The sequence below is a fragment of the Maricaulis sp. genome (assembly GCF_048270095.1).
Lineage (GTDB): Bacteria > Pseudomonadota > Alphaproteobacteria > Caulobacterales > Maricaulaceae > Maricaulis.
In genome coordinates this window covers 1-23,632 of sequence record NZ_JBLWTL010000022.1, presented here as the reverse complement: position 1 = coordinate 23,632, position 23,632 = coordinate 1, and the positions used below count along the sequence as shown (strand labels likewise).

General features: G+C 63.3%; 23 protein-coding genes. 15 read left to right on the top strand and 8 right to left on the bottom strand.

Going from position 1 to position 23,632, the window contains the following annotated elements; translation table 11 throughout:
- Position 1: 1 nt before the first annotated feature.
- From rnr to rpmG, 4 genes are all read left to right on the top strand, one after another.
- A complete protein-coding gene (gene rnr / locus ACN0YJ_RS11760; protein ID WP_417496303.1) occupies positions 2-2,260 on the top strand; it encodes a ribonuclease R in 2,259 nt (752 codons plus the stop codon).
- Positions 2,236-2,937, top strand: a complete 702-nt coding sequence (locus ACN0YJ_RS11755) for an NUDIX hydrolase (RefSeq protein ID WP_417475833.1) — start codon at positions 2,236-2,238, stop codon at positions 2,935-2,937. Before rnr ends, ACN0YJ_RS11755 begins: the two co-directional genes overlap by 25 nt.
- Positions 2,938-2,994: 57 nt before the next feature.
- Positions 2,995-4,173: an MFS transporter gene (locus tag ACN0YJ_RS11750; protein WP_417475831.1), complete on the top strand. Its 1,179-nt coding sequence runs from the start codon at positions 2,995-2,997 to the stop codon at positions 4,171-4,173.
- An 83-nt stretch (positions 4,174-4,256) separates the two neighbouring features.
- On the top strand, positions 4,257-4,424 hold the full coding sequence (rpmG, locus tag ACN0YJ_RS11745; protein ID WP_009800672.1) for a 50S ribosomal protein L33: 168 nt from the start codon (positions 4,257-4,259) through the stop codon (positions 4,422-4,424).
- A 106-nt stretch (positions 4,425-4,530) separates the two neighbouring features.
- Here the strand turns inward: rpmG and ACN0YJ_RS11740 are convergent, their stop codons facing one another.
- Positions 4,531-5,895, bottom strand: a complete 1,365-nt coding sequence (locus ACN0YJ_RS11740) for a PleD family two-component system response regulator (RefSeq protein WP_417475829.1) — start codon at positions 5,893-5,895, stop codon at positions 4,531-4,533.
- Positions 5,896-5,906: 11 nt separating this feature from the next.
- Positions 5,907-6,272 carry a response regulator gene (locus ACN0YJ_RS11735; protein WP_417475827.1) on the bottom strand — a complete coding sequence of 122 codons (366 nt, stop codon included), beginning with the start codon at positions 6,270-6,272 and terminating at the stop codon, positions 5,907-5,909.
- Between the two features lie 191 nt (positions 6,273-6,463).
- Between ACN0YJ_RS11735 and ACN0YJ_RS11730 the strand changes: the two genes are divergently transcribed.
- On the top strand, positions 6,464-7,369 hold the full coding sequence (locus ACN0YJ_RS11730; protein WP_417488916.1) for an ROK family protein: 906 nt from the start codon (positions 6,464-6,466) through the stop codon (positions 7,367-7,369).
- Entirely contained in the window at positions 7,366-8,688 is a 1,323-nt protein-coding gene (locus ACN0YJ_RS11725) for a DNA polymerase IV (RefSeq protein WP_417488915.1), read from the top strand. Before ACN0YJ_RS11730 ends, ACN0YJ_RS11725 begins: the two co-directional genes overlap by 4 nt.
- Here ACN0YJ_RS11725 and ACN0YJ_RS11720 read toward each other — a convergent pair.
- Positions 8,600-9,526 carry a serine aminopeptidase domain-containing protein gene (locus ACN0YJ_RS11720; protein WP_417496302.1) on the bottom strand — a complete coding sequence of 309 codons (927 nt, stop codon included), beginning with the start codon at positions 9,524-9,526 and terminating at the stop codon, positions 8,600-8,602. The genes ACN0YJ_RS11725 and ACN0YJ_RS11720 overlap by 89 nt on opposite strands.
- A 101-nt stretch (positions 9,527-9,627) precedes the next feature.
- On the opposite strand from ACN0YJ_RS11720, the gene ACN0YJ_RS11715 reads away from it, so the two are divergent.
- Both ACN0YJ_RS11715 and ACN0YJ_RS11710 read left to right on the top strand, forming a co-directional pair.
- Positions 9,628-10,089, top strand: a complete 462-nt coding sequence (locus ACN0YJ_RS11715; protein ID WP_417475819.1) for a RidA family protein — start codon at positions 9,628-9,630, stop codon at positions 10,087-10,089.
- An 81-nt stretch (positions 10,090-10,170) separates the two neighbouring features.
- Positions 10,171-10,914 (top strand): DsbA family protein, encoded by a 744-nt coding sequence (locus ACN0YJ_RS11710; RefSeq protein WP_417475817.1) that lies wholly within the window; start codon positions 10,171-10,173, stop codon positions 10,912-10,914.
- A 7-nt stretch (positions 10,915-10,921) separates the two neighbouring features.
- Here the strand turns inward: ACN0YJ_RS11710 and ACN0YJ_RS11705 are convergent, their stop codons facing one another.
- Both ACN0YJ_RS11705 and thiS read right to left on the bottom strand, forming a co-directional pair.
- The gene (locus ACN0YJ_RS11705) at positions 10,922-11,707 is read right to left on the bottom strand and encodes a thiazole synthase (protein ID WP_417475815.1); all 786 of its coding nucleotides are present in this window, start codon (positions 11,705-11,707) and stop codon (positions 10,922-10,924) included.
- Positions 11,708-11,725: 18 nt separating this feature from the next.
- The gene (gene thiS / locus ACN0YJ_RS11700; RefSeq protein ID WP_417496315.1) at positions 11,726-11,926 is read right to left on the bottom strand and encodes a sulfur carrier protein ThiS; all 201 of its coding nucleotides are present in this window, start codon (positions 11,924-11,926) and stop codon (positions 11,726-11,728) included.
- Between the two features lie 75 nt (positions 11,927-12,001).
- Between thiS and aroQ the strand changes: the two genes are divergently transcribed.
- Genes aroQ through aat form a run of 4 tightly spaced genes read left to right on the top strand, consistent with a single transcriptional unit; the run spans position 12,002 to position 15,007 of the window.
- Positions 12,002-12,442 (top strand): type II 3-dehydroquinate dehydratase, encoded by a 441-nt coding sequence (gene aroQ, locus ACN0YJ_RS11695; protein ID WP_417496301.1) that lies wholly within the window; start codon positions 12,002-12,004, stop codon positions 12,440-12,442.
- A 21-nt stretch (positions 12,443-12,463) separates the two neighbouring features.
- Complete coding sequence (gene accB / locus ACN0YJ_RS11690; protein ID WP_417475812.1) at positions 12,464-12,949, top strand: acetyl-CoA carboxylase biotin carboxyl carrier protein; 486 nt, start codon at positions 12,464-12,466, stop codon at positions 12,947-12,949.
- A 27-nt stretch (positions 12,950-12,976) separates the two neighbouring features.
- Complete coding sequence (accC, locus tag ACN0YJ_RS11685) at positions 12,977-14,323, top strand: acetyl-CoA carboxylase biotin carboxylase subunit (protein WP_417475811.1); 1,347 nt, start codon at positions 12,977-12,979, stop codon at positions 14,321-14,323.
- Positions 14,324-14,338: 15 nt separating this feature from the next.
- Positions 14,339-15,007, top strand: coding sequence for a leucyl/phenylalanyl-tRNA--protein transferase (aat, locus tag ACN0YJ_RS11680; RefSeq protein ID WP_417476377.1), 669 nt, complete (start codon positions 14,339-14,341; stop codon positions 15,005-15,007).
- Here the strand turns inward: aat and ACN0YJ_RS11675 are convergent.
- A complete protein-coding gene (locus ACN0YJ_RS11675) occupies positions 14,974-15,438 on the bottom strand; it encodes a DUF2155 domain-containing protein (RefSeq protein WP_417496300.1) in 465 nt (154 codons plus the stop codon). The genes aat and ACN0YJ_RS11675 overlap by 34 nt on opposite strands.
- Positions 15,439-15,593: 155 nt before the next feature.
- Positions 15,594-16,004: an NADH:ubiquinone oxidoreductase subunit NDUFA12 gene (locus ACN0YJ_RS11670; RefSeq protein WP_417475808.1), complete on the bottom strand. Its 411-nt coding sequence runs from the start codon at positions 16,002-16,004 to the stop codon at positions 15,594-15,596.
- 158 nt (positions 16,005-16,162) lie between these two features.
- Here ACN0YJ_RS11670 and ACN0YJ_RS11665 point away from each other — a divergent pair, with 158 nt between their 5' ends.
- From ACN0YJ_RS11665 to ACN0YJ_RS11655, 3 genes are all read left to right on the top strand, one after another.
- Positions 16,163-19,132, top strand: coding sequence for a hypothetical protein (locus ACN0YJ_RS11665; protein ID WP_417496299.1), 2,970 nt, complete (start codon positions 16,163-16,165; stop codon positions 19,130-19,132).
- 50 nt (positions 19,133-19,182) lie between these two features.
- Positions 19,183-19,671 (top strand): pentapeptide repeat-containing protein, encoded by a 489-nt coding sequence (locus ACN0YJ_RS11660; protein ID WP_417496298.1) that lies wholly within the window; start codon positions 19,183-19,185, stop codon positions 19,669-19,671.
- Between the two features lie 87 nt (positions 19,672-19,758).
- Positions 19,759-21,045 (top strand): pentapeptide repeat-containing protein, encoded by a 1,287-nt coding sequence (locus ACN0YJ_RS11655; protein WP_417496297.1) that lies wholly within the window; start codon positions 19,759-19,761, stop codon positions 21,043-21,045.
- A gap of 82 nt (positions 21,046-21,127) precedes the next feature.
- Here ACN0YJ_RS11655 and aspS read toward each other — a convergent pair whose 3' ends face one another.
- Positions 21,128-22,945 carry an aspartate--tRNA ligase gene (gene aspS, locus ACN0YJ_RS11650; protein ID WP_417496314.1) on the bottom strand — a complete coding sequence of 606 codons (1,818 nt, stop codon included), beginning with the start codon at positions 22,943-22,945 and terminating at the stop codon, positions 21,128-21,130.
- Between the last annotated feature and the right edge of the window lie 687 nt (positions 22,946-23,632).

Below are 23,632 nucleotides of genomic sequence, written 5' to 3'. Positions count from 1 at the left end.
GGTGAGCGACAAGGAACAGACTGCTTCCGGCTTCAGCCGGGAAACCCTGATCGAGGCCATCAAGCTTGGCGCCGGCAGCTTCGACAAGCGTGGCATTGCCCGCGCGCTCGGCCTCAAGACCGGCGAGCAGAAGCACCTGCTCAAACAGGCGCTCGGCGCCCTTGAAGCCGAGGGCGTGATCCGGCGCGATGACCAGCGCAATTATTCCCTCGCCGGCGAGCTGCCCGCAGTCTGTGTCGTCGAGATCACCGGCCGCGACATTGATGGCGAATTGTTGGCCCAGCCGGCTCGTTCCGAGGGCAAGGTCCCGCTCATCCGTCTGGCACCCGGCCAGGGCGCAGGCGGCCGCGGCGAAGCCGCCCTCGGGGTTGGTGACAAGGCTCTGGTACGCCTGGCTGCCGATGATGAAGGCGGCTATGAGGCGCGCCTGATCCGCAAACTCGGGCATTCGGTGCAGAAAATTCTCTGCGTCCTGCGCAAGCCGGCCAAGGGGCCATACCGGCTGGTGCCGGTTGATCGCCGCTCGCGCCATGAGCTCGTGCCGGCCAAGGGCGAATCCGACAAGGCGAATGATGGCGATCTGGTGGTTTGCGAACTCGCCAGGGAACGCCGCAACGGTCTGAAGACGGCAACGATTCTCGAAGTGCTCGGCGATGTCGATTCCCCCGGTGCCGGCAGCGTGATTGCGCTGCACTCGCATGGCGTGCCGACGGGTTTTGCCGACAAGGAGATGCGCGAGGCCGAAACCGTCAAGGCCGCGCGCATGCAAGGCCGCGAGGATCTGCGCGACCTGCCCCTGCTGACCATCGACCCGGAAGACGCAAAGGATCATGACGACGCCGTCTGGGCCGCTGCCGACACTGATCCGAAGAATGAGGGCGGCTGGATCGTGATGGTCGCGATCGCCGATGTCGCCGCCTATGTGACGCCCGGTAGCGAACTGGACCGCGGCGCTTTCAAGCGCGGCAATTCCGTTTATCTGCCCGACCGCGTCGTACCGATGCTGCCCGAGCGCCTGTCCAATGATCTGTGCTCGCTGCGCGAGGGCGAGGAACGCCCCTGTCTCGCCGTGCGCATGGTGTTCGACCGGTTTGGCCAGAAAAAGAGCCACAAATTCCTGCGCGGCTGGATGAAGTCCGCCGCCAAGCTCTCCTATAGTGACGCCCAGGACGCGATAGACGGCAACGGTAACGCCAAGGCGAATGCCTTGCTTGATACCGTGTTGAGACCGCTCTGGAGCGCCTATGCGGCCCTGTGTGTTGCTCGCGCCAAACGCGAACCGCTCGAGATCGATTCGCCTGAACGGCGCGTGCGCGTCGGCGCCGACGGCAAGGTGACCGGGATTGAGCTGCGTGAGCGCTTTGATGCCCATCGTCTGATCGAGGAATGCATGATCCAGGCGAATGTCTGCGCTGCGGAAACCCTCGAAGAGAGACGCGTGCCCCTGATCTACCGGGTGCACGAAGAGCCTTCGCGCGAGAAGATCGATGCGCTGGCGGATTACCTGCCCAATGTCGGTTTGAAGTGGACGCGCGGCGACAAGATCGCGACCAGCCGTTTCAATCATTTGCTCAAGCAAGCCAAGGGCGGTGAGCATTATGAGACCGTCAATGAGGTCGTTCTGCGCAGCCAGTCACAGGCCGTCTATCACACGGTGAATCAGGGTCATTTCGGCCTGCATTTGCAACGTTATGCCCATTTCACCTCGCCGATCCGGCGCTATGCCGACCTCACCGTCCACCGGGCCCTGATCCGCGCCCTCAATCTGGGCGATGACGGCCAGAGCGATGAAGAACGCAGCCGCCTGACCTCGATCGCCGAGGAGATTACCCAGCTGGAACGGCGCGCCATGGCCGCCGAACGCGATGCCGTTGACCGCTTTGTCGCGCTGTATCTGGCCGATCATGTCGGCGGGGAATTCCCGGGCCGGATCACCGGCGTGACGCGCTTTGGTGCCTTTGTCCGCCTGGCCGCCACCGGCGCCGACGGGCTGGTGCCGATCAGCCGCCTGGGCGAGGAGCGCTTCGTCCATGACGATCGCGCCCACGCCCTGATCGGCGAGCAAACCGGAGGCCGCTACCGGCTTGGCATGTCTGTCACCGTGCGCATCGAGGAAGCCACGCCGATCACCGGTGGCCTGCTGCTGGACATGGTCACAGAGGCCGAACCGGGCCCTCGGCCGAAACGGGGCACGGGGCGCAGCGCTCCCGCTGGCGGTCGCACCGGGGGACGGCCATGGAAAAAGGGCAAACGGCGGTGAGTGACGAGATACGCAAGCCGGCCATCAAGGCCCTGCGGCCGCGTCTGGCGGCCTCGCTGATCCTCACTCGCGGCAGCCGTCAGACGACCGAAGTCCTGATGGGACGGCGCTCGGCGCGCCATGTCTTCATGCCGAACAAATACGTGTTTCCAGGCGGACGCGTTGATCGCGCGGATCTGACGGCGCCACTGGCGCAGGACCTGCCCTCCGACATTCTGGCCGTGATGGGCCGGGTCCTGCCGGAACGCCGCGCGCGCGCTGCCGCGATTGCGGCTGTACGCGAAACGGCTGAAGAGACGGGGCTGCTGATCGGCCGGCAAGGCTCTTTCCGCTCGCGCCACGGCAATTGGGCGCCGTTCCGGGCCGCAGGCGTGGTGCCGGATTTGTCAGCCTTGCGCCTGATCACCCGGGCGGTAACGCCGCCGGGCCGGTCACGGCGTTTCGACACCTGGTTTTTTACCGCCGATGCCGAAGCGCTGTGCGATGACCGGGCGCCGGAGCCGAGCGCCGAGCTGGAAGATGTGCAATGGGTCCCGCTGGAGCAGGCCCGCACGCTCGATCTGCCCATGGTGACACATTTCGTGCTCGACGAGCTGGGCCGCGTCCTGCCGCCCTCGCCTCAGCCAACGCGCTGGATTCGCGACGTTCGCGGCAAAATGGCAATCGAGACCCTCTGACCAGCCCAGGTGCAGAAATCCACTGACGCACGATACCGGCCTGCCTATAGCTGAGCCATGATCACGCTGCTTGACGCCCCGCGATACGCCAATAATCGCGCCCTGTTCGCCGCCATCAGCTGCGCGGCGGTCTGTGGCATCATATTTGGTCTGTCCATGCCGTTGATTTCATTGCGGTTGGAATACATGACCGGGTCCGGACTGGTGGTCGGACTGAATGGCGCCGCGCTCGCCATATCCACCCTGGTGATGGCTCCAATCGTGCCCCGTCTGATGGCGATGGCACCGGCGCGGACCCTGCTGATCGGCTCACTCATCCTGTCGGCAGTGGTATTCCTGCTCTTCCCGGTCATGCCGGACGTCGTGCCCTGGTTCATTCTTCGCTTCGTCGTCGGCTGTTTCATCACCGTGGTCTTCGTCATCTCGGAAACCTGGATCAACCAGATCGTGACGCCGGAGCGCCGCGCGTTTATGCTTGGCGTGTATGGTACCGCGTTAGCTGGCGGTTTCGGACTGGGTGGCCTGCTGTTCGCCGTCTTTAGCACTGCTGAAGTCCTGCCATTCTACCTCGCCAGCGCAATCTTTCTGCTCGGCATCATCCCCGTTGCCTTGCTCAAGGGCCCTCAGGCCACCGCCCCGGCGCATGAGGACTCCTCGACGCGTGCGATCCTCGGCGCGGCCGGATCGGCGCCTGCGGCCATTCTGGCGGGCCTGGCCTTCGGCGCGATCGAAACGCTGACCTTCTCCATGCTGCCCGTCTATGCCGAACGCATCGCGATCGATCACGCCTCGATCGGCGTCATGGTATTTGCCGTCGCCATGGGTGTGCTGGTCTTCCAGATTCCGCTGGGCTGGATCGCCGACCGCACCGGGCGCCGCAACACCCTGCTGGTGATCGCCCTGGTCGCGACACTGGGGCCGCTGCTTGTCTGGGTCGCTGGAACACGGATCGGCTGGCTCGTACCGATCCTGTTTATCCAGTCCGGCGTCGCCAGCGGGCTCTATACAGTCGGGCTGTCCCTGCTCGGGGAACGCTTCACCGGCGGGCGCATCGCGGCGGCCAATGCGGCGTTCATTTTCGCCTACGGGTTTGGCTCGCTGCTCTCGCCACCGGCTGCAGGCGTGGCGATGGACAGCGTCGGCCCGGCCGGCCTGCTGGTTGTTCTGGCGGCGAGCGCCGGTGCCTATCTGCTCTTCCTCGCCGCGACACACCTCAAAGCGGCGCGCCGCAGTTGACACCTGCTGCGCCTTGCGTATGTTCGCGCGCTCTCGCGACGGCATGGGGCCGAGCGCGCGCGCAGCATCAGGACGACTGAGCCATGGCGAAACCTACTACCATCAAGATCCGCCTGAACTCCACGGCTGGCACGGGTTACTTCTATGTGACCAAGAAGAATGCGCGCACCATGACCGAAAAGCTCGTGCTCAAAAAGTACGACCCGGTCGCCCGCAAGCACGTCGAATTCAAAGAAGGCAAAATCAAGTAAGGCGGCTTTCCGTCTGACTTGCCAAGCGTAGATCAGGCTGCAGCGGATGCTGCGGCCTTCTACGTGTTTCTGCCATCATGAAAACGCGTGACCAAGGCCGTCCCGATCAGGCTGCAGCGCTGTGTGCGGCCTCGACGCGATTACGCCCTTCATCCTTGGCGAGGTAGAGCGCTTCATCGGCCCGCCGCAGCAGCGATTCAGCGCTTTCGCCATCCTCGGCCTGGGCGCAGCCAATACTGACCGTGACACGGGTCGAGCGACCATCACCGATATCAAAGGGGTCCGAAGCGATCGAAGCCCGCAAGCGCTCCGACGCGCCCCGCGCCTCGGCCAGGCCGGCTCCGGGCATGACGATCACGAATTCCTCACCGCCATAACGGGCCGCCAGATCGAGCGCCCGCAGATCGCGCTGTACCCGCTCGGCAAAGCCACGCAGCACATAATCGCCGCCTTCATGGCCAAAACGGTCATTGATGCTCTTGAAGTGATCGATATCGGCGATCAGCAGGGACACCGGTGCCCCGCCATTATTGGAGCCCTCCATGGCCTGGTGCAGGCGCGAGGCAATATAGCGGCGATTGTGAAGCCCGGTCAGCGGATCGGTAATCGCCATCTCCAGGCTTTCATCGAGCTGTGTCCGCAATCGGTCCGCATAGCGCTTGCGCCGCAGCTGGGTGCTGACGCGTGCCATCATCTCGCCGGCATCGACCGGGCGATGGATAATATCATTCACACCCAGATCGAGGGCGCGCACGGCGGTCGGCGTATCACCGGGATTGATGACGGCGAGGATCGGCATTTGCCGCGTCGAGGCATCGGCGCGAATACGGGCGCAAAGCCGCAAACCGTCAAAGCCGGAACTGGTCAGATCGACGATCAGGAGGTCAGCATGGCTGCGCGCCGCCTCGAGCCCAGCCACCGCGTCGGTCTCGACCTGTGTGCGCACCTGGGCTGGCATCGCAGCAGCATAGCGCGTCGCCGCCCGCGGATCGCCACTGATCACCACAGCCCGCGCAACGGAGTCCAGATCGCCAATCGGCTCGGTCATCACATAGCTCAGCGCGTCGCTTGATTCGCGGTGACGCAATTCGTCGAGTACGGTCTTCAGGCGCAGCAATGAGCGCACACGGGCAAACAGGGTGACATCGTCAATCGGCTTGGTGAGAAAATCATCGGCACCGGATTCCAGGCCGCGGATACGGTCTTCGCGCTGATCCAGCGCGGTCACCATCACAACCGGGATATGGCGGGTGCGCGGCTCGTCTTTCAGCAGCCGGCAGGTCTCATAGCCATCCATGCCGGGCATCATGACATCGAGCAGAATCAGATCGGGTTGTTCAACCCTGGCCGCATCGATAGCCGCAAATCCGTCTACCGCCGTGCAGACGTCGAAATACTCGGCCTGCAGCTTGGCCTCGAGGAGCCGGACATTGGCCGGCTGGTCGTCAACAACCAGGATTCGAGCGCTCATCGCATCGACCCCTAGTCGAGAAAATGTCGGACGGTTTCGATAAAGGTGGTGACCGTAATCGGCTTCGAGAGATAGGCTTCGCAGCCTCCCTGGCGAATCCGCTCCTCATCCCCCTTCATCGCGAACGCGGTCACTGCCACAATCGGAATCGAGCGCAAGGTCTCGTCATCCTTCAGCCATTTGGTGACTTCAAGGCCGGACACCTCCGGCAATTGAATGTCCATCAGGATGAGATCGGGCAAATGTTCGCGGGCCATTTCCATGGCCTTGAAGCCGTCCTTGGTCTGCAAGGTCTCATAGCCATGAGCCTCGAGCAGATCGTTGAACAGCTTCATGTTCAGCTCGTTGTCTTCGACAATCAGGACCTTTTTGGGCATGACCTGCAGCATGTCGATGACGCGCTTCCCGTTGTTTGAGCGCTTTTAATGCGCCTGTTGAACCCCATCCGCACTAAACCCGATCTTCCTTAACCAACAATGAGTCAGCCGCCACTTTCATCGCCAAAAGGAACAAGATAAGAACAAATATCGGCAGGGTTAGTATATCGGCACCGGAAAGCGGCGAAAGCATGATTCGAATCGGCATCGATCTGGGCGGCACGAAAATCGAGGCGATCGCAATGGACCCGGCCGGCACCATCATTGACCGGCGCCGCATCCCGGCCCCGCAAACCTATCCGGGCAGTCTTGCAGCCATCTCGGGCCTGGTGGAGGCGATCGAAGACGAGCACGGCGGCGCCTGCCCGGTCGGGATCGGGCATCCCGGCTCGATCAGCCCCGAAGCCGGCTTGATGCGCAATGCCAATTCAACCTGGCTCAATGGCCAGCCCTTCGCCCAAGACATCGAGGCCGCGCTCGGCCGGCCGGTCCGGCTCGCCAATGACGCCGACTGCTTCACCCTGTCCGAGGCTGTCGATGGCGCCGGGCAAGGCGCCGCCATCGTCTTCGGAATCATCCTCGGCACGGGCGTTGGCGGCGGCATAGCCATTGAAGGCAAACTCCTGCGCGGCGCCCAAGGCATTGCCGGGGAATGGGGGCACAACCCCCTGCCCTGGCCAAAGCAATCAGATCAGCCGGCGACGGCCTGCTGGTGTGGCCAATCGAGCTGCCATGAAACCTGGCTGTCGGGGCCGGGACTGGCGCGTGATCACGCCAGTCGCAATGGCGGGACCTTGGGCGCGGCAGAGATCTTCGCAGCCGCCGCGGGGGGTGATGCCGCCGCCCGGCACAGCGTCGCGCTGCACGGCGACCGGCTCGCCCGCGGCATTGCCAGCGTCCTCAATATCATCGATGCCGATGTGGTCGTGCTCGGCGGCGGCGTCTCCAATGCCCCGGGCCTGGCGCAGCGGGCTGCGGCCGGGCTGCCGGGCTATCTGTTCTCCGACACCATTCGCACGCGAATCGTCACCCACCGCCATGGCGACAGCTCCGGCGTGCGCGGGGCAGCCTGGCTATGGCCGGCTGAGGCTCCATGACCTCATCGGGCTATTGCCGCGTCTGCCTGACATCACTGGCCAAGCCGGTCGATGCCTGCCCGGCCTGCGGCTCACACCGGCATTTGTTTCATGCAGAACTGGGCACGCTGTCGATTGCGCATATCGATTGCGATGCGTTCTACGCGGCCGTCGAGAAGCGTGACAATCCCGAACTGGCCGACAAGCCCGTCATTATTGGCGGTCGCCAACGCGGCGTCGTCTCGACCTGTTGCTATGTCGCGCGGATGTATGGGGTGCATTCGGCCATGCCGATGTTCAAGGCGCTCAAGGCCTGTCCGGACGCGGTGGTCATCGGCGGCGACCACGCCAAATATGCCCGGGAGGGCGGGCGTATCCGCGAGATGATGCGCGATGTCACACCGCTGGTGGAGCCGCTTTCGATCGATGAGGCCTTTCTTGACCTGACCGGCACGACACGCCTGCATGGCGCCGCGCCGGCCCTCACCCTGCTCCGCCTGCAGCGCCGCATCCAGAGCGAGGTCGGGATCACGGTCTCGGTCGGGCTGTCCTTCAATAAATTCCTCGCCAAGACCGCCTCCGATCTCGACAAGCCCGATGGTTTCGCGGTGATCGGTGAGGCCGAGGCGATGGATTTTCTCGGGCCCCGGCCGGTGCGCTCCATCTATGGCGTCGGCCCGGCCTTTGCCGCCAGGCTGGAACGCGACGGCTTGCGCACGCTCAATGATATCCGCCGCCAGAGCGACCGGGACATGGCCAAACGCTATGGCGATTTCGGCTATCGTCTGGCGCGCCTGGCGCGCGGCGAAGATCACCGCCGGGTCGAACCGGAGAGCGAACGCAAGAGCGTCTCCTCGGAGACAACTTTCAACGCCGATCACAGCGAACTCACATCACTGGAAGACCAGCTCTGGCGTCAATGCGTGAAAGTGGCCGACCAGATGAAGGCCAAGGGAATTTCCGGCTCGGTCGTCACGTTGAAACTGAAGACGGCGGATTTTCGCAGCCGGACCCGCCGCCGCACCCTGAACGAGCCGAGCCAGCTGGCCGACACGCTGTTCAAGGTCGGCCGCGAATTGCTCGCGCCAGAAGCGGACGGCACCCGCTTCCGCCTGATCGGAATCGGCTTTTCCAGCCTGCAGGAGGCGGTCGGCGATAGCGGTGACCTGCTCGACCCGAATGCGATCCGGCGCGCCACCGCCGAGCGCGCCATGGACAAGGCGCGGGCGAAGTTTGGCGGCGATGCGGTGGTCAAGGGGCGGGCCCTGAAACCGCGTCAGCGACAGACACCGGACCCGGATCCGATTCAGCCCCGCGTGAAACCTGGTCGAACCAGCTGAAGGGCATGGGCCAGAAACCCTGCGCCGGCTGTTTGAAGGCGCCGAAATGGCCAACCCCCGGCGCTCCGATCTCACTGGGCTCCAGCCGCAGCAATTGCGTCCCGGCAGCGGAATAAATCGCCAGCAAATCCTGCGCCGCCCGGCGGCTGGCCAGCGTGTCGTCGGAGAAGGTCCAGTCCCGGATCGGCGCGGTGATGCGGTCAAAACAATGCGGGCCAAGCTCGCCGAGCTCATCGCCGAAATAACCCGGTTTGAAGGCCCAGCGGCGCCATTGTTCAAACACCCCCCGCGGCAGCGCCATTCCACCCCACCCGCCGCCAGCCGGGATATGCCCCGTCAACGCCAGGCAGGCCGGTCCATAGACGAGCCAGAAGAAGAGCGCGGTCGGTTTGTAGCCGGGTTCATGGGCGCCCCAATAACCGGTCCCGCAACTGACCAGGGCGTGCGCGGCCGGCGTGCGGCCGTTATCGGCGAAGCCGGGGAGATGGCCGCCAACCGAATGACCGAGTGTGTAGAGCGGCCCGGCCGGCGCCAGCGCCTGCGCCCGGTCGAGGGCGGCGGCGAAATCGAGCCGGCCCCAGTCGACAATATCGGCCTTGAAGCCCTTCATCTGCTGCGGCGCCGAACCGCCAATGCCGCGATAGTCATAAAGCAGGCAGGCATAGCCCATCGCAGCGCCCTGACGCGCCATGCGGCGGTAGAGCTCCTTGGGAAAACCGGTCCCCGACGAGACCAGCACGGCGGCTTTCGGGGCGTCGGGCGCGATGATGAGCCCCGACAGCTCATAGCCGTCGCGCGCGTCAAACCGGATCTCTGATTCGTGGATGATTTCTGTCATGGCGGCACCATGCCCGATGACGTGCACGTCAAGTCAAGACAAGCTGATTGCATGACGCCGATACGCCGCTAATCTTGGCGCAACAACAAATTGGAGCCCTCATGTCGACCTTCGAAACCCGCCTGACCGAACTGGGCATCACCCTGCCCGCCCCCGTTGCCCCGGTTGCCAATTACGTGCCCTTCGTGCGCACCGGCGATCAGGTTTATGTCTCCGGTCAGGTCTCGATTGGTCCGGACGGTCTGATCAAGGGCACGCTGGGTCTGGATATGGATGTCGAGGCCGGTCAGGCCGCGGCACGGCTGTGCGGGATCAATCTGATCGCCCAGCTCAAGGCCGCTTGTGGCGGCGATCTGGCGCGGCTCAAGCGCGTCGTCAAGCTGGGCGGTTTCGTCGCCGCCGTGCCGGGCTTCACCGACATCCCCAAAGTCATCAATGGCTGTTCGGACCTGATGGTCGAGGTGTTTGGCGATGCGGGCCGTCATGCGCGTTCTGCAGTATCCTGCCCGGTTCTGCCTCTGGGCGCCGCTGTCGAGGTCGATGGCGTTTTCGTGATCGCCTGACCGCCAGATATTACATCTCGCCCCTCGTGCCGCGGGTCGCTCTCGGCTAGAGGGAGCGGACGATAACAAGGAAACTGAATTATGCTTCGCCTGTTCGCCATCATCACCGCGGCCGCTTTCCTGTTCGGCTGCCAGCAATCCCCGGCCGATGCTCAACTGAATGACCGCTCCCGCGATGAAGTTCGCGAGATCGTGCGCGCGTATATTCTCGAGAATCCGGAAATCATCGAAGAGGCGCTGATCGAATTGCAGCGCCGCGCCCAGGCCCGTGAAATGGAGACTGTGTATTCGGCGATCGAGCGTAATCTCGAAGCGATTTACGGCGATGAGCGTGATCCGCGTTTCGGCGGCGACGAGCCGGACGTCACCATCGTCGAATTCATGGACTACAAGTGTTCCTATTGCCGCGTCGCCAATGAATGGGTGACCGATGTCAATGAGCGCTATGGCGACCGGGTCCAGTTCATTTTCAAGGAATACCCGATCCTCGGCCCTGATTCCCTGGAAGCCTCACGTGCCGCTCTGGCCGCCCTCAATCAGGGTCCGGAAATCTATGAGCTCTTCCACCGCTCCATGATCAATGCCAGCGGGCCGCTGCCGGCGGACCGGATTGACCAGCTCGCAGCACTGGCCGGCGTCGATGTTGCGCGCATGCGCGTCGATATGGAGGATGAGGCGATCATGACCCACATCCTGGATGTGCGCGCCCTGGGCCAGGCCCTGGACGTCTCCGGCACGCCCTTCTTCATCGTCGACGGCACCGTCGTTGCCGGCGCCAATTCGCTGGCCCTGGAAGAGGCATTGCAGCGCGCACTGGGCGGCTGAAGGGTCGTCAGATCAGGCCGAAGAGCGGGCTGGACGCATCCGCATAGCGCTTTTTCGGCATACGGCCGGCAAGATAGGATTGCCGGCCGGCGATGACCGCATGCTTCATGGCCGAAGCCATGAGGATCGGATCTTTCGCTTCCGCGATGGCGGTGTTCATCAGCACGCCATCGCAGCCCAGCTCCATCGCCACGGTCGCATCCGACGCCGTGCCGACACCGGCATCGACGATGACCGGCACCGATGATTGCTCGATGATCAGGCGGATATTGACCGGGTTTTGTATGCCCAGCCCCGAGCCGATCGGGGCGCCCAGGGGCATGATGGCGCAGCAGCCAACCTCTTCCAGGCGTCTGGCATAGACCGGATCGTCGGAGCAGTAGACCATCACATCAAAACCCTCCTTGATCAGCATTTCCGCCGAACGCAGGGTTTCGGCCATGTCGGGATAGAGATGTTTGGGATCCGACAGGACTTCCAGCTTCACCAGCGACCAGCCGCCGGCCTCGCGGGCCAGCCGCAGCGTGCGCACCGCGTCCTCGCCGGTGAAACAGCCCGCCGTGTTGGGCAGGAAAATATACTGTTCCGGATCGATGAAATCGACCAGGCGCGGCTCGGACGGATCCGACAGATTCACCCGCCGCAGGGCGACGGTGATCATCTCGGCACCGGAGGCTTCCAGCGCGCGGGCATTTTGCTCATAGCTGGCATATTTGCCGGTACCGATGATCAGGCGCGAGCCCAGCGTACGGCCCGCAACAACGAGCGGATTGTCGGTCATTGGCTGCATCATGTGTGATCCGTCTTCCATCTATCCACCGCCAACAAAGGCTACAATTTCAATGCGATCGTCCTGCGCCAGCCTGTCGAGGCTATAGCGCGAGCGCGGCACGATTTCGAGATTGCGTTCGACGGCGATCTTGCGTCCGTCCAGGCCGAGTTCATGCACGAGATCGGTGATTCGGCTTCCCGCCGGCATGTTTCGCGCTTCACCATTGACTGTCAGTTGCAACACGGCTTCCGCTCACTCCGCTTGTGTCCAGGCTGGCTGACGTCGTAGAACTTATGCGGGCGGTAAGGCAAGGCCATGACGAAACCGATCTACATCCTCAACGGACCGAACCTGAATCGCCTCGGCACGCGGGAACCGGAAATCTATGGCGCAATGACGCTCGACGATATCGCCGCAGCCTGCGCCGCGCATGCCGGCAAGCTGGGCCAGACCGTCGAGTTCCGCCAATCCAATCATGAGGGCGTCCTGATCGACTGGCTGCATGAGGCCAATCTCGAAGCCAGCGCAGTGATCTTCAACCCGGGTGCCTATACACATACATCTGTGGCTTTGCATGACGCGGTTCGCGCGATAGAACCCCCGGTTATTGAGGTTCACTTGAGCCAGACCGCCGCCCGGGAGACATTCCGGCACCATTCCTTCGTCGCCTCTGCTGCCAGGGGCAGTATTACCGGACTTGGTCTGGCAAGTTATCTGCTGGGAATAGACGCAGCCTTGCATTGCCTGCATCACTGACGGATCCAAAAGGCCCAAATCATGAGTTCTGAGACCCGAAGCCGTTCGCCTATCGACCCTGAAATCGTGCGCGAGCTCGCCGATATCCTGCGCGAGACCGATCTGTCGGAAATCGAGGTTGAGCGCGGCGATCTTCGCCTGCGCATCGCCCGTCAGCTGCAGGCCGCACCTGTGGTGCAGGCCGTTGCCGCACCGGCTCCGGCCGCCGCGACGCCAGGCTATGCCGTCGAGACGCCAGGCCCTGTCGGCGGCGCCGGCGATCTCAGCGCCCATCCCGGCGTCGTGAATTCGCCAATGGTCGGCACCGCCTATCTGAAACCCAATCCGGAATCAGAGAATTTCGTCAAGATCGGCGAAACGGTGAAAAAGGGTGACACCATCCTGCTGATCGAGGCGATGAAAACCTTCAACCCGATCATTGCGGAAAAATCAGGCAAGATTTCGGAAATTCTCGTCGAAGAAGGCCAGCCGGTCGAATTCGGCGAGCCGCTCTTCATCCTGATCTAACGCTCACCCCTGCCGCGAGCGCCAAATATGTTCGACAAAATCCTGATCGCCAATCGCGGCGAAATCGCCCTTCGCATCCACCGGGCGTGCCGTGAAATGGGCATCCGCACCGTCGCCATCCATTCGGAAGCCGACGCCAATGCCATGCATGTGCGCCTCGCCGACGAGAGCGTCTGTGTCGGCCCGGCTTCGGCCGCCAAAAGTTATCTCAACATCCCCTCGATCATCGCGGCCGCCGAAGTCACCGGCGCCCAGGCGATCCACCCAGGGTATGGCTTCCTGTCGGAGAATGCCCGTTTCGCCGAAATCGTCGAGGCCCATGGCCTGACCTTTATCGGACCAACGGCCGCGCATATCCGGATGATGGGTGACAAGATCACCGCCAAGAAAGCCGTGATGGCTGCCGGCATCCCGGTTGTGCCCGGCTCCGAAGGCGGCGTCTCCAATATCAAGGAAGCCAAGGAAATTGCTCGCGGGATCGGTTTTCCTGTTCTGGTAAAAGCGGCGTCCGGCGGCGGCGGTCGCGGGATGAAGGTCGCCGAGACCGAAGAAAAGCTGCAGGAAGCCATGGAGACCGCCTCGGCGGAAGCGGCCGCGGCCTTTGGCGATGGCACGGTCTATCTCGAGAAATATCTCGGCCGGCCGCGGCATATCGAAATCCAGATCCTCGCCGACATGCATGGCAATGTCGTGCATCTGGGCGAGCGCGATTGCTCCTTGCAGCGCCGCCACCAGAAAATCCTCGAGGAAGCCCCCTCACCGGCCCTCACCGCCGAGGAGCGCGCCACGATCGGTGAGACCGTGCGCAAGGCGATCGAAGTGATCGGCTATCGCGGTGTCGGCACGATCGAATTTCTCTACGAGAACGGCGAATTCTACTTCATCGAAATGAATACCCGGCTTCAGGTCGAACACCCGGTGACCGAAATGATCACCGGCATTGATCTGGTGCGCGAGCAGATCCGCGTCGCCGATGGCGCCCATCTCGATATCCGCCAGGAAGACATCACGTTTGAAGGCCATTCCATCGAATGCCGGATCAATGCGGAAAACCCCCGCACCTTCGCGCCCTCGCCGGGCAAGATCACCGACTTCCATGCCCCGGGCGGGCTTGGTGTCCGGCTCGATTCGGCGCTCTATACCGGCTATTCCGTGCCGCCCTATTATGACAGCCTGATCGGCAAGCTGATCGTGCACGGCCGCACCCGCGCTGAAGCGCTCCTGCGTCTGCGCCGCTCACTCGAGGAGATGGTGGTGGGGGGTATCGAAACCTCGATTCCGATCTTCCTGAATTTGCTCGAAGAGCCGGAATTCGTGAATGGTGATTACCATATCCGCTGGCTGGAAGACTGGTTGGCCAGCCGGGAAGCCTGATCTGGCGGAGGCATGATGCGCGGCTTCGGGGCTACAGAACTTCTCGAATGCTATGCGCGCGGCGTTTTCCCGATGGCGGAAGGCCGCGATGATCCGCGCATCTATCTGCTCGACCCCGATGAGCGCGGCATCCTGCCGCTCGACGATTTCCACATACCGCGCCGGCTGCAGCGCACGGTCCGTCAAGACGGGTTCGAGGTCGACATCAATCGCGATTTCCAGGCCGTCCTCAACGGGTGTTGCCAGTCCGCACCGGGGCGCGAGGAAACCTGGATCAATGACGGGATTTTCGGCCTCTATGTCGAACTACATCGCCACGGCCATGCTCATAGCGTCGAATGCCGCCGCGATGGCGAGCTGGTTGGCGGGCTCTATGGTGTCTCGCTCGGCGGCGCCTTCTTTGGTGAAAGCATGTTTTCGCTGCAACGCGATGCCAGCAAGGTCGCGCTGGTGCATCTGCTCGCCCGGTTGATTTCTGGTGGCTACGCCCTGCTGGACACCCAGTTCACGACCGGGCATCTGGAAACCTTTGGCGCCCGTTCGATCCCGCGCGCCGACTACAAGGCCCGTCTCGCCCCTGCCCTGGAATTAAAAGCTGATTTCTTTGGCCTGCCGGCGCCGATCAGGGGCGCCCAAGCCTTGCAGGCGATTCAAGGCCTGCAGTCGAGCACCCAGACATCATAGATCGCGTGTTCAAGCGGGTTTTGTGCCGGGCGTGATGCAAACATCCAGCCCGAATAGACCATCTCACCGGCGATATCGACGCCGAATCCATCCGTGCGCCGGTCAATGACCTGCAGGAAGGCATAGGTCTCAGGGGTCTCTTCCGGCGGACGCTTGCGGCAATATTGCGCGGTGATCGTCAGGGCGCCGAATTCAGCGCTTTCGCCAATCGGGATTTCGAAATCGCGTGTCCGCGCCGTCACCTTGTCGAGACCGCGCAGAACCACGATCGAGCCCGGCCGGCTGGACAATTCCTGATTCGACCGCAGATCCGGATCATCGCCGCGCAGGCTGCCACCGGTATCGGGTTGACTGGCCGTATCATTGTCCTGCGCCTGCAGGCCGAGCGGCAGACAGGCCGCGAGGGTCAGGGCTGTGAGAAAACGCATCATGACTGGAAACTGCCCCGGGATTAAGGCGCTGTCGAGGCCGTTCTCCCGACAGGCGATTGGAGCCGTTTCGTCAAACATTCCACCCGAAACGGCACTGATATCTGATCGTTGAGCTTTTGAACCGCGAACCGGCTCCTGTTCTGGCTGTAAACGCGTCAGTTTGAATCAGGCGACCAGGCTTCATAATCGCCGGTCGACGCCTGGCGCTTCGCGGACGTGACGAGACTGCCGGTCGGCCGATAGGCATAGACGGTACCGGTGAGGTTGGGATGGTGATCCTTTTCCCAGACCTGGCGCGGCAGCGGTGCTTCGCTCGGCGGCTGATCGAAGGTGTGGTGCAGCCAGCCATGCCAGTCGGACGGTACGCGCGAAGCGTCCGCATAACCCTTATAGATCACCCAGCGGCGCTTATTGCCGTCCGGACCGGTAACGCCACTCTCTTCAAAATAGCGATTTCCGTAATCGTCTTCGCCAACTTTTTTGGCACCGCGGCGCGACAGCGTCAGCAAGGTGCCCGGCGTGGCATCATTCCACCAGATGAAAATCTTGGAGATAAAACCCAACATGGTGTGCGGCTCCGAGTCGGTCGCGGCGAGGAATTCCCCCGTATATGCCTTCGCATGGCCATCGGGTCCAGTCTCGAACACTGCGGGGTTATGACGCGCAGCCCCGCAGGGTAGACTGACGCCAACTCCGGGCGATTCGGGGACCAGAGGGTGGGAATATGAAACTCAATCATCGCTTTGCCGATGCGCTTGCTGCCGCTGGTGACCGCCACGCCTTTCTTTCGCGCGCGGCCGGTGCCTATGGGGATCCTGACAGCGAGAGTCACACCGACACCGCCCGCCCGATTACAGTACCGCAGGACTGGAGCCCGTCCGCCATCGAGGCGCTCGCCAATCTGCTCGACCAGCCCCGCCCCGCATTGACCCGTCCGCGCCCGGGCCTCCAGGCCTTTGGCGGCCTCTCACCGCAGCTTGCCGACGGCAGCGAGCTGGCGACGGAAACCGGCTATGACGCGGTCATCGCCCGCATTGCGGGATCGCTGACCTGGTCGGTCGCGCGCCATGGCGGCCTGGACTCGCCAGACGATGCACCTGTTTTTCATGCCGAGCTCGCCGCCAGCCTGCGTGGCCGCTATGTCGTTCCCGACGCGGAACTATGTCGGCATGGCGGCATTGACTGGGCCTATGGGCTGGCAGTTCCGACGGCCAAGCCGGCGCGGCCATCCGCGACTATCCACGCCGGCAGCGCCGCAGCGCCGGAGCAATTGCGCGCCGTCGCTGAAGCCTCCATGCGCGGCGGTGTGCTCGATGTCGGCGCCCGCGTGACGCGCGACCGTCTTGATACCATCGCCCAGGCTTGCCATCGCTGTTCCGGCGAGACCGATGACCGGTTCGACCCGCGCCGCAATGCCGCGCTGGCCCGCGCCATGCGCGCTGCCTTGCGCGACGGGGTGGCGGAAGAAGCTGTTGAGCGGGCCCTGGCCCTGGCCCGGCAAGGTGTCGCGGAAGATGCGCTGACGCAACTACAGCCGCACAACGAAGACCAGCCCGAGAGCATACTGCAATTCCCCGCCGCCCTTGGCCGGGCGATCGAGGCCGATGAGGACTGGCAATTCGGCGGCAATGATGAGGCGGGACGCAGCCGCATCCGCGCCCGCGAATTGCGCGACAATCTTGCCCGCACAGTCTGGAGCTTCGGCGCGCCGTCGCTCGCTTTCCAGGCCTGTCCAGCCACCAGCGGGCCGGTCCTGCACTTCAATCTGCCCGCCTTCCTTGATCCACAAGCCGGCTTTCGTGCTGACCTTCTGGCCGATGCGATGCGGCTCTGGTCGCAGGCCCTGACCCTGAGCGTTGCCCGTACCGCGGAGAGCGCCGGAACGCTCAATCTGACCGGAATCGGGGCGTTGCTGAGCGCTGGTGGCATCGCCTATGGCAGTTGCGAGGCCCGTGCGATCACGGCCGCGATCGGCCGCCTGGCAAGTCTGTGCTTGCGTGAGACCGGCAGCGAGCTTGGGGCCCAGGCGCCTGGGCTCGGTCCCGAGCCGGAGGCCGGTGCGCTACCGGCTTGCTTCGCCAGCCTGTCCGACGAGCTGGAGCGGGTCTCGAACCGTTTCCTCCCGCGCACAGCGCTCGCCCGCCCGGGTTTGACCCTGACCTGTGCCGCCCCGGAAGCCGCGATCGCCGGCCTGTTTGACGCGGACAGCCAGGGCGTTGCCCCGGTCGAAACCGCGATCATCGCCGATAGCGGGATTTCCGGCGGCCATCGCTTGCGCGATTGCCTGCGCGCCGGATTGCAGCGGCTCGGCGCCAGCCCGACCGAGATCGAGATCGCCGAAGACCATGCGGCCGGCCACGGCACGCTGCGCGGCGCACCGGGCATATCCGTTGCAGCCCTGCTGGAACGCGGCCTGCCGGACGATGCGATCGAGCGGGTTGAAGACTCAATCGGCGACGGCGCGTCCGTGCGTCATGCCCTCAATCGCTGGACCCTGGGTGATCGGACCTGCCGCGAACAACTCGGCCTGCCGAGCGATGTCGTCGCGGCCGAGGGCCGGTCGCTGGCCCGGGCGCTGGGCTTTTCCGAATCTGAAATCGCCGCCGCTGACCGCCATGCCCATGGCAGTGGCACGCTCAACGACGCCATCGATCTGCCGCCGGAATGGCGCGCCGCTTTTGCGCCGGCGTCTGCGCAGGATCAGCTGGCCATGAGTGCCGCGCTGGAAAGCCAGATCAATGGCGGTGTGGACACACAACTGGCACTCGATGGCGAGAGCACAATCGATGATGTCGCCGCCATTATCGACCAGGCCGCCGGTCTGGGACTGCGACAACTGACCGTCCGCCGGACCCGTTCAGGCCTGCTCGACCTCCTCCCGGCGATCGATTTCGACAAGGGCGATTACACCGCCGAACCTGCCAGGGAGCGCATTGTCGAACGCACCGTGGAGCGCACGATCGAGCGCGTAGTTGAACAACCGGCGGCGCGGCGCAAACTCCCCGACCGGCGCAAGGGTTATATCCAGAAAGCCACGGTGGGTGGGCATAAAGTCTATCTCCATACAGGCGAGTTCGATGATGGAGAGCTGGGCGAGATCTTCATCGACATGCACAAGGAAGGCGCCGCCTTCCGCTCGCTGATGAATAATTTCGCCATCGCAATCTCGATCGGGCTGCAATATGGCGTTCCGCTCGAGGAATTCGTCGACGCCTTCGTCTTCACCCGCTTCGAGCCGGCGGGCGATGTCACCGGCAATGATTCAATCCAGCACGCGACCTCGATCCTGGACTATCTCTTTCGCGAGTTGGGCGTGTCCTATCTCGGACGTGAGGACCTGGCCGAGCTTTCGCCGGACAATGCCGACCAGGGCGGGCTCGGCAAGGGTGTCGCCGAGGAAAAGCTGTCGCAGACCGATGCCGCACGCTTCATCTCCAGGGGTTTCAGCCGCGGCCAGGTGCCCGACAATATCGTGATGTTCGCCAATGCCGCACGCAAGGTCGCCAGCGGCCAGGCAGGCGGGCCGGATGTCGGCGAAATCGAGATCCAGGCCTCCGAACCGGCATCGCGCGGTTCGAAGCGTCACGATGTCAGTCTGTATTCCGGTGACCCCTGCCCGGATTGCGGCCATTTCACGGTGGTCCACAACGAGAACTCGCACCGATGCGATGCCTGTAACTGGACCTCCGACTGACCGGCGTGCCACTTGCATCGGCCCCGGTCTCTGGCTCGGAGCGCCTCATTATGAAACGAATTCTGGCTGCCATTGCGATCGTCCTGTCGGCATCGGCCACGGCCTACGCCCAGGATGCGGCGCAAATTGCCCGCGTCCAGGCGGGGCAATCCTGCCCGGGTTGCAATCTTTTCCAGGCCGAACTCGGCTATCGCGATTTACCCGGCATTGATGTTTCCGGATCGCGTCTGCGGCAGGCCAATCTGGCCCTGTCAACGATGAACCGTGCCAATTTCGACAATGCGAATCTTTCCCTCGCCAATCTGTTCGGGGCCCGCTTCACCAGTGCCAGTTTCCGCAATGCCGATCTCACCGGTGCCACCCTGGTTGGCGCCTATTTCGGGAGCGCCAATCTGAGCGGCGCCCAGTTGAGCGGCGTCAATATCTCCGGCGCTGAAATGACCACGGCAACCGGCCTGACCCAGAGCCAGCTCAATGCTGCCTGCGGCGATGCCTCGACCCTGCTGCCGGCCGGGCTGCACGTGCGGCCCTGCCGCTAGCGGATGATCCGGCCTCGAGCGGTGATGGCGGTGGGATTACTGTGATTTAAGTCGTCATCTGCCGGATCGTGCTTTATCCCTGAACCCATGCGGAAACCCGCCACCATATCGGCCCTCGCCCTGTTGAGCCTTCTGATCGGCACCCAGCCCGTCTGGGGCCTGGGTGATGATCATCCACGGCGCGGACTCGCCATCGGCGGCGAGTGCGAATCCTGTGATTTTTCCGACAAGAATCTCGCCGGTGCGATTTTCATCGGTGCAAACTTTCAGGGCTCGACCTTTGCGGACTCGGAACTGGGCGGCACGACGATTGTCGAGAGCCGCTTTACCGATACCGAGTTCAGCGACACCGTCCTGACCCATTCCCGGCTCAGCGGCGTCACCTTCCTGCGCGCTGACATGAGCGATGCCGACTTCACCGGCAGCCATATCGAACGCGTCAACTTTTCCTCTGCCTCGCTGGAGGACGCGAATTTCTCCGAAACGCAAATGGCATTCGCGACCTTTATCGGCAGCTCGCTCGAACACGCGATCTTTGCCGATGCCGTGCTCAGCCAGGCCAATTTCTTCCGCTCGCGCATCAGCGGTACCAATTTCCGCGGCGCCTCGCTGCGCGGCGCCAATTTCACCGAAACCACGGGCAGCGACACCAGTTTTCACAATGCCGACCTGCGCGGATCGAGCTTCGAAAATGCGGTGCTCGATGGCGTCAACTTCACCGGTGCAAACTTGCACGGCGTCAATTTCACAGCCGCTGTCATCACTGACGTTACCGGCCTGTCGAAAGACTCCATCCGCGATGCATGCGGCGATGAGGCGACGCAGCTGGATGGCGGTTTCGAATTGCCCGTCTGCAGCCAGCGCTCCAGCCCTGGATCAAATAATGGTGACGGTTTCCGGTTTGGCTGGCGCGTCAGCCGCGACGGCGATACTGGCACCACTATCCGCCTCGAGGCCGATGACGGGCGCATTGTTGAACTCCTGTCCGGCAATGGCGCAATCCCGCATATTCGCGGCGAGGGCTTTAACGAGGACGCCCGGCATGATGTCGCGGCCGCAACCCGGCGCGATATAGAGCGCGCCGCCCGTGACATCCGGCGGGCCCAGCTGGAGCAGCAAGCGGCACGGGCGGAAAGCGAACGTGCCAGAACCGAGGCCAGAGCCGAAGCGAGCGCCGAAGCCCGGGCTCACGCTCGCATCGAGGCGCAGGTCGAAGCCCAGAGGGCCGAGATCGAGCGGCATGTGGACGAGGCACAACGCCAGCAGAGGCTGATATTCGAGCGTCACGGCAATGGCGAACACCGGATCTGGCTGACCCCTGCACCCAATACTGCGCCGCCGGCACCCTCGCCGCCGCCGCAGCCGGACCACTAGGCCCAGGTCCAGGGACCGGAGAGACAAAAACGGCCGGAGATTGCTCTCCGGCCGTTTGTCATTTGGGTCGCGGCAGGCCGGCCTAGCTGGCCTTCTTGGCTTCCGGGATCACATTGCGAATATGCAGCTCGCGCAATTGCTTCATCTCGACTTCCGCCGGGGCGTTCATCATCAGATCGCGCGCCTGCTGGTCTTTCGGGAACATCACGATTTCGCGTAAGTTATCGACGCCCGCCAGGATCATCACGATGCGGTCGACGCCCGGTGCAATACCGGCGTGTGGCGGGGCGCCATAGCGGAAGGCATTGAGCATGCCGCCGAATTCCTCTTCCACGGTCGCGGCGTCATAACCGGCATGGGCGAAGGCTTTCAGCATCACATCAGGACGGTGGTTACGCACCGCGCCGGAGGAGAGCTCGATACCATTGCACACAATGTCATACTGGAAGGCCTTGAGACCGAGCAGGGTTTCATCATCGCCTTCCTCGATCGCCAGGAAGTCCTCGGCGGACATTTGCGGCATCGAGAACGGGTTGTGCGAGAAATCGATTTTCTTGTTGTCTTCATCCCACTCATACATCGGGAAATCGACGATCCAGCAGAATTTGAAGACATTCTTCTCGCAAAGATCGAGTTCCTTGCCCACGACATCGCGGGCACGCCCTGCAAAGCTCGCAAAGGCCTTCGGCTCACCGGCGGCGAAGAAGACGGCATCGCCGGCCTTCAGGTCGAGCGAGGCGCGCAAGGCTTCGGTGCGTTCCTCGCCGATATTCTTGGCGACCGGACCAGCAGCCTCGAGCACACCATCGGTTTCGCGCCAGAAGATATAGCCCATGCCGGGCTGACCGTCTTTCTGGGCCCAGGAATTCATCCGGTCACAGAAGGCACGGCTGCCGCCGCTTGGCGCCGGGATCGCCCAGACGGCGACTTTCGGATTCTTCTCGATCATGCCGGCGAAGACCTTGAAACCGGACCCGCGGAAGGTCTCGGTGACGTCGCTCATCTTGATCGGGTTGCGCAGGTCCGGCTTGTCAGAGCCATACCAGGCCATCGAGTCGGCATAGGTGACGCGCTCGAAGGCGACATTCGGCACGACACGGCCATCGGCGAATTCGTCGAACAGGCCCTTCAGCACCGGTTCGATCACATTGAACACATCTTCCTGGGTCGCGAAGCTCATTTCCATGTCGAGCTGGTAGAATTCGCCCGGCGCGCGGTCGGCGCGGGCGTCTTCATCGCGGAAGCAGGGCGCGATCTGGAAATAGCGGTCGAAGCCGGAGACCATGATCAGCTGTTTGAATTGCTGCGGTGCCTGCGGCAGAGCGTAGAATTTGCCCGGATGCAGGCGTGAGGGCACGAGGAAATCGCGCGCGCCTTCCGGCGAGGACGCCGTCAGGATCGGCGTCTGGTATTCAACGAAATCCTCATCGACCATGCGGCGGCGGATCGAGTCGATGATCTTGGAGCGCAGCACGATACGCTTGTGCAGGCTCTCGCGGCGCAGATCGATATAGCGGTGCTTGAGGCGAACCTCTTCCGACCAGTCCGGCTCACCGAAGACGGGAAGCGGCAGCTCCTCCGCTTCCGACTGCACCGCCAGATCGCGAACCCGCACTTCAATCCCGCCGGTCGGCAGATTCTCGTTCAACGCCTCGGCATCGCGGGCGACGACATCGCCGGTAATGGTGACAACGCTTTCAACGCGCAGGCGCTCAAGCCGCTCGAAATGCTCGCTCTCCGGCTCCAGCACACACTGGGTGATGCCGTAATGATCGCGCAGATCAATGAAAAGCAGGCCGCCATGATCGCGCTTGCGATGGATCCAGCCGGAAATCCGGGCCGTCTGACCGACTTCACTCGGGCGAAGCTGGCCACAGGTATGGGAGCGATAAGCGTGCATGGTTTTCAAGGTCCGCAATGAGCGTGAATGGAGTTGCCGCGACATGCCTGTGGCAAGGCCTCAATGTCAAGGATTTGGGGGGAAATGGTGCAGTTGTGGCAAGCCCCGCGGCGCGGCGCTTGATCGCCGTCGCAGCCACTTTGCACGCCCCATCCGAAGCGGGTGGCGAAACGGCGGCGCCGGTTACAATCCGGCAAACACTCTGCCAGTCTGTCACCTGTCACCAAGGGGCTAAAGCCCTGCCTGCAAAGGCCCGGACGCCGCGACAGGGCTGATGGCAAACTCTGTCAGTCTGCCACTAAAGCACCGGCCTTGCGCCAGGGCGGAGCCGGCCGGTCGGCGGCATTCCGGTCCGGAGCGGGCGCGTTCCTGGAGATCAATCGACGATGTCAAAGAGCTAAATCGCCGTCATTGTAACTCCGCGCCGCCGGGGGGTGGACAAGGCAAACCGCGGGGACACTGCAGCTTTGCTGCAGGTGCGCGTCCCCGGTGGCCCACCACCCGAGCCCGTCATCTTCACCAGCTCCGCCCCGGACTGACGTCCGGCGCGCCTCTTCCATCAAGGAAGAGGAGGGCGGTAATCGAGGCGGTGGGTATCATCACCTCCTCTTCCTTGATGGAAGAGGCGGCCGCGAAGCGGGCGGAGCTGGGGAAGATGACGGGCGCGGGGGGTGGGACACCGGGGAC

Bases quoted from the DNA above. Each gene is read 5' to 3' on its own strand.
- ACN0YJ_RS11675 (WP_417496300.1), bottom strand. From the start codon at position 15,438: ATGATGCGTTTTCTCACAGCCCTGACCCTCGCGGCCTGTCTGCCGCTC.
- rpmG (WP_009800672.1), top strand. From the start codon at position 4,257: ATGGCGAAACCTACTACCATCAAGATCCGCCTGAACTCCACGGCTGGC.
- ACN0YJ_RS11665 (WP_417496299.1), top strand. From the start codon at position 16,163: ATGAAACTCAATCATCGCTTTGCCGATGCGCTTGCTGCCGCTGGTGAC.
- ACN0YJ_RS11705 (WP_417475815.1), bottom strand. From the start codon at position 11,707: ATGATGCAGCCAATGACCGACAATCCGCTCGTTGTTGCGGGCCGTACG.
- ACN0YJ_RS11720 (WP_417496302.1), bottom strand. From the start codon at position 9,526: ATGACAGAAATCATCCACGAATCAGAGATCCGGTTTGACGCGCGCGAC.
- ACN0YJ_RS11710 (WP_417475817.1), top strand. From the start codon at position 10,171: ATGCTTCGCCTGTTCGCCATCATCACCGCGGCCGCTTTCCTGTTCGGC.
- ACN0YJ_RS11730 (WP_417488916.1), top strand. From the start codon at position 6,464: ATGATTCGAATCGGCATCGATCTGGGCGGCACGAAAATCGAGGCGATC.
- accB (WP_417475812.1), top strand. From the start codon at position 12,464: ATGAGTTCTGAGACCCGAAGCCGTTCGCCTATCGACCCTGAAATCGTG.
- ACN0YJ_RS11655 (WP_417496297.1), top strand. From the start codon at position 19,759: ATGCGGAAACCCGCCACCATATCGGCCCTCGCCCTGTTGAGCCTTCTG.
- aroQ (WP_417496301.1), top strand. From the start codon at position 12,002: ATGACGAAACCGATCTACATCCTCAACGGACCGAACCTGAATCGCCTC.
- aspS (WP_417496314.1), bottom strand. From the start codon at position 22,945: ATGCACGCTTATCGCTCCCATACCTGTGGCCAGCTTCGCCCGAGTGAA.
- ACN0YJ_RS11740 (WP_417475829.1), bottom strand. From the start codon at position 5,895: ATGAGCGCTCGAATCCTGGTTGTTGACGACCAGCCGGCCAATGTCCGG.
- aat (WP_417476377.1), top strand. From the start codon at position 14,339: ATGCGCGGCTTCGGGGCTACAGAACTTCTCGAATGCTATGCGCGCGGC.
- ACN0YJ_RS11755 (WP_417475833.1), top strand. From the start codon at position 2,236: ATGGAAAAAGGGCAAACGGCGGTGAGTGACGAGATACGCAAGCCGGCC.
- ACN0YJ_RS11670 (WP_417475808.1), bottom strand. From the start codon at position 16,004: ATGTTGGGTTTTATCTCCAAGATTTTCATCTGGTGGAATGATGCCACG.
- ACN0YJ_RS11735 (WP_417475827.1), bottom strand. From the start codon at position 6,272: ATGCCCAAAAAGGTCCTGATTGTCGAAGACAACGAGCTGAACATGAAG.
- ACN0YJ_RS11660 (WP_417496298.1), top strand. From the start codon at position 19,183: ATGAAACGAATTCTGGCTGCCATTGCGATCGTCCTGTCGGCATCGGCC.
- ACN0YJ_RS11715 (WP_417475819.1), top strand. From the start codon at position 9,628: ATGTCGACCTTCGAAACCCGCCTGACCGAACTGGGCATCACCCTGCCC.
- ACN0YJ_RS11750 (WP_417475831.1), top strand. From the start codon at position 2,995: ATGATCACGCTGCTTGACGCCCCGCGATACGCCAATAATCGCGCCCTG.
- accC (WP_417475811.1), top strand. From the start codon at position 12,977: ATGTTCGACAAAATCCTGATCGCCAATCGCGGCGAAATCGCCCTTCGC.
- ACN0YJ_RS11725 (WP_417488915.1), top strand. From the start codon at position 7,366: ATGACCTCATCGGGCTATTGCCGCGTCTGCCTGACATCACTGGCCAAG.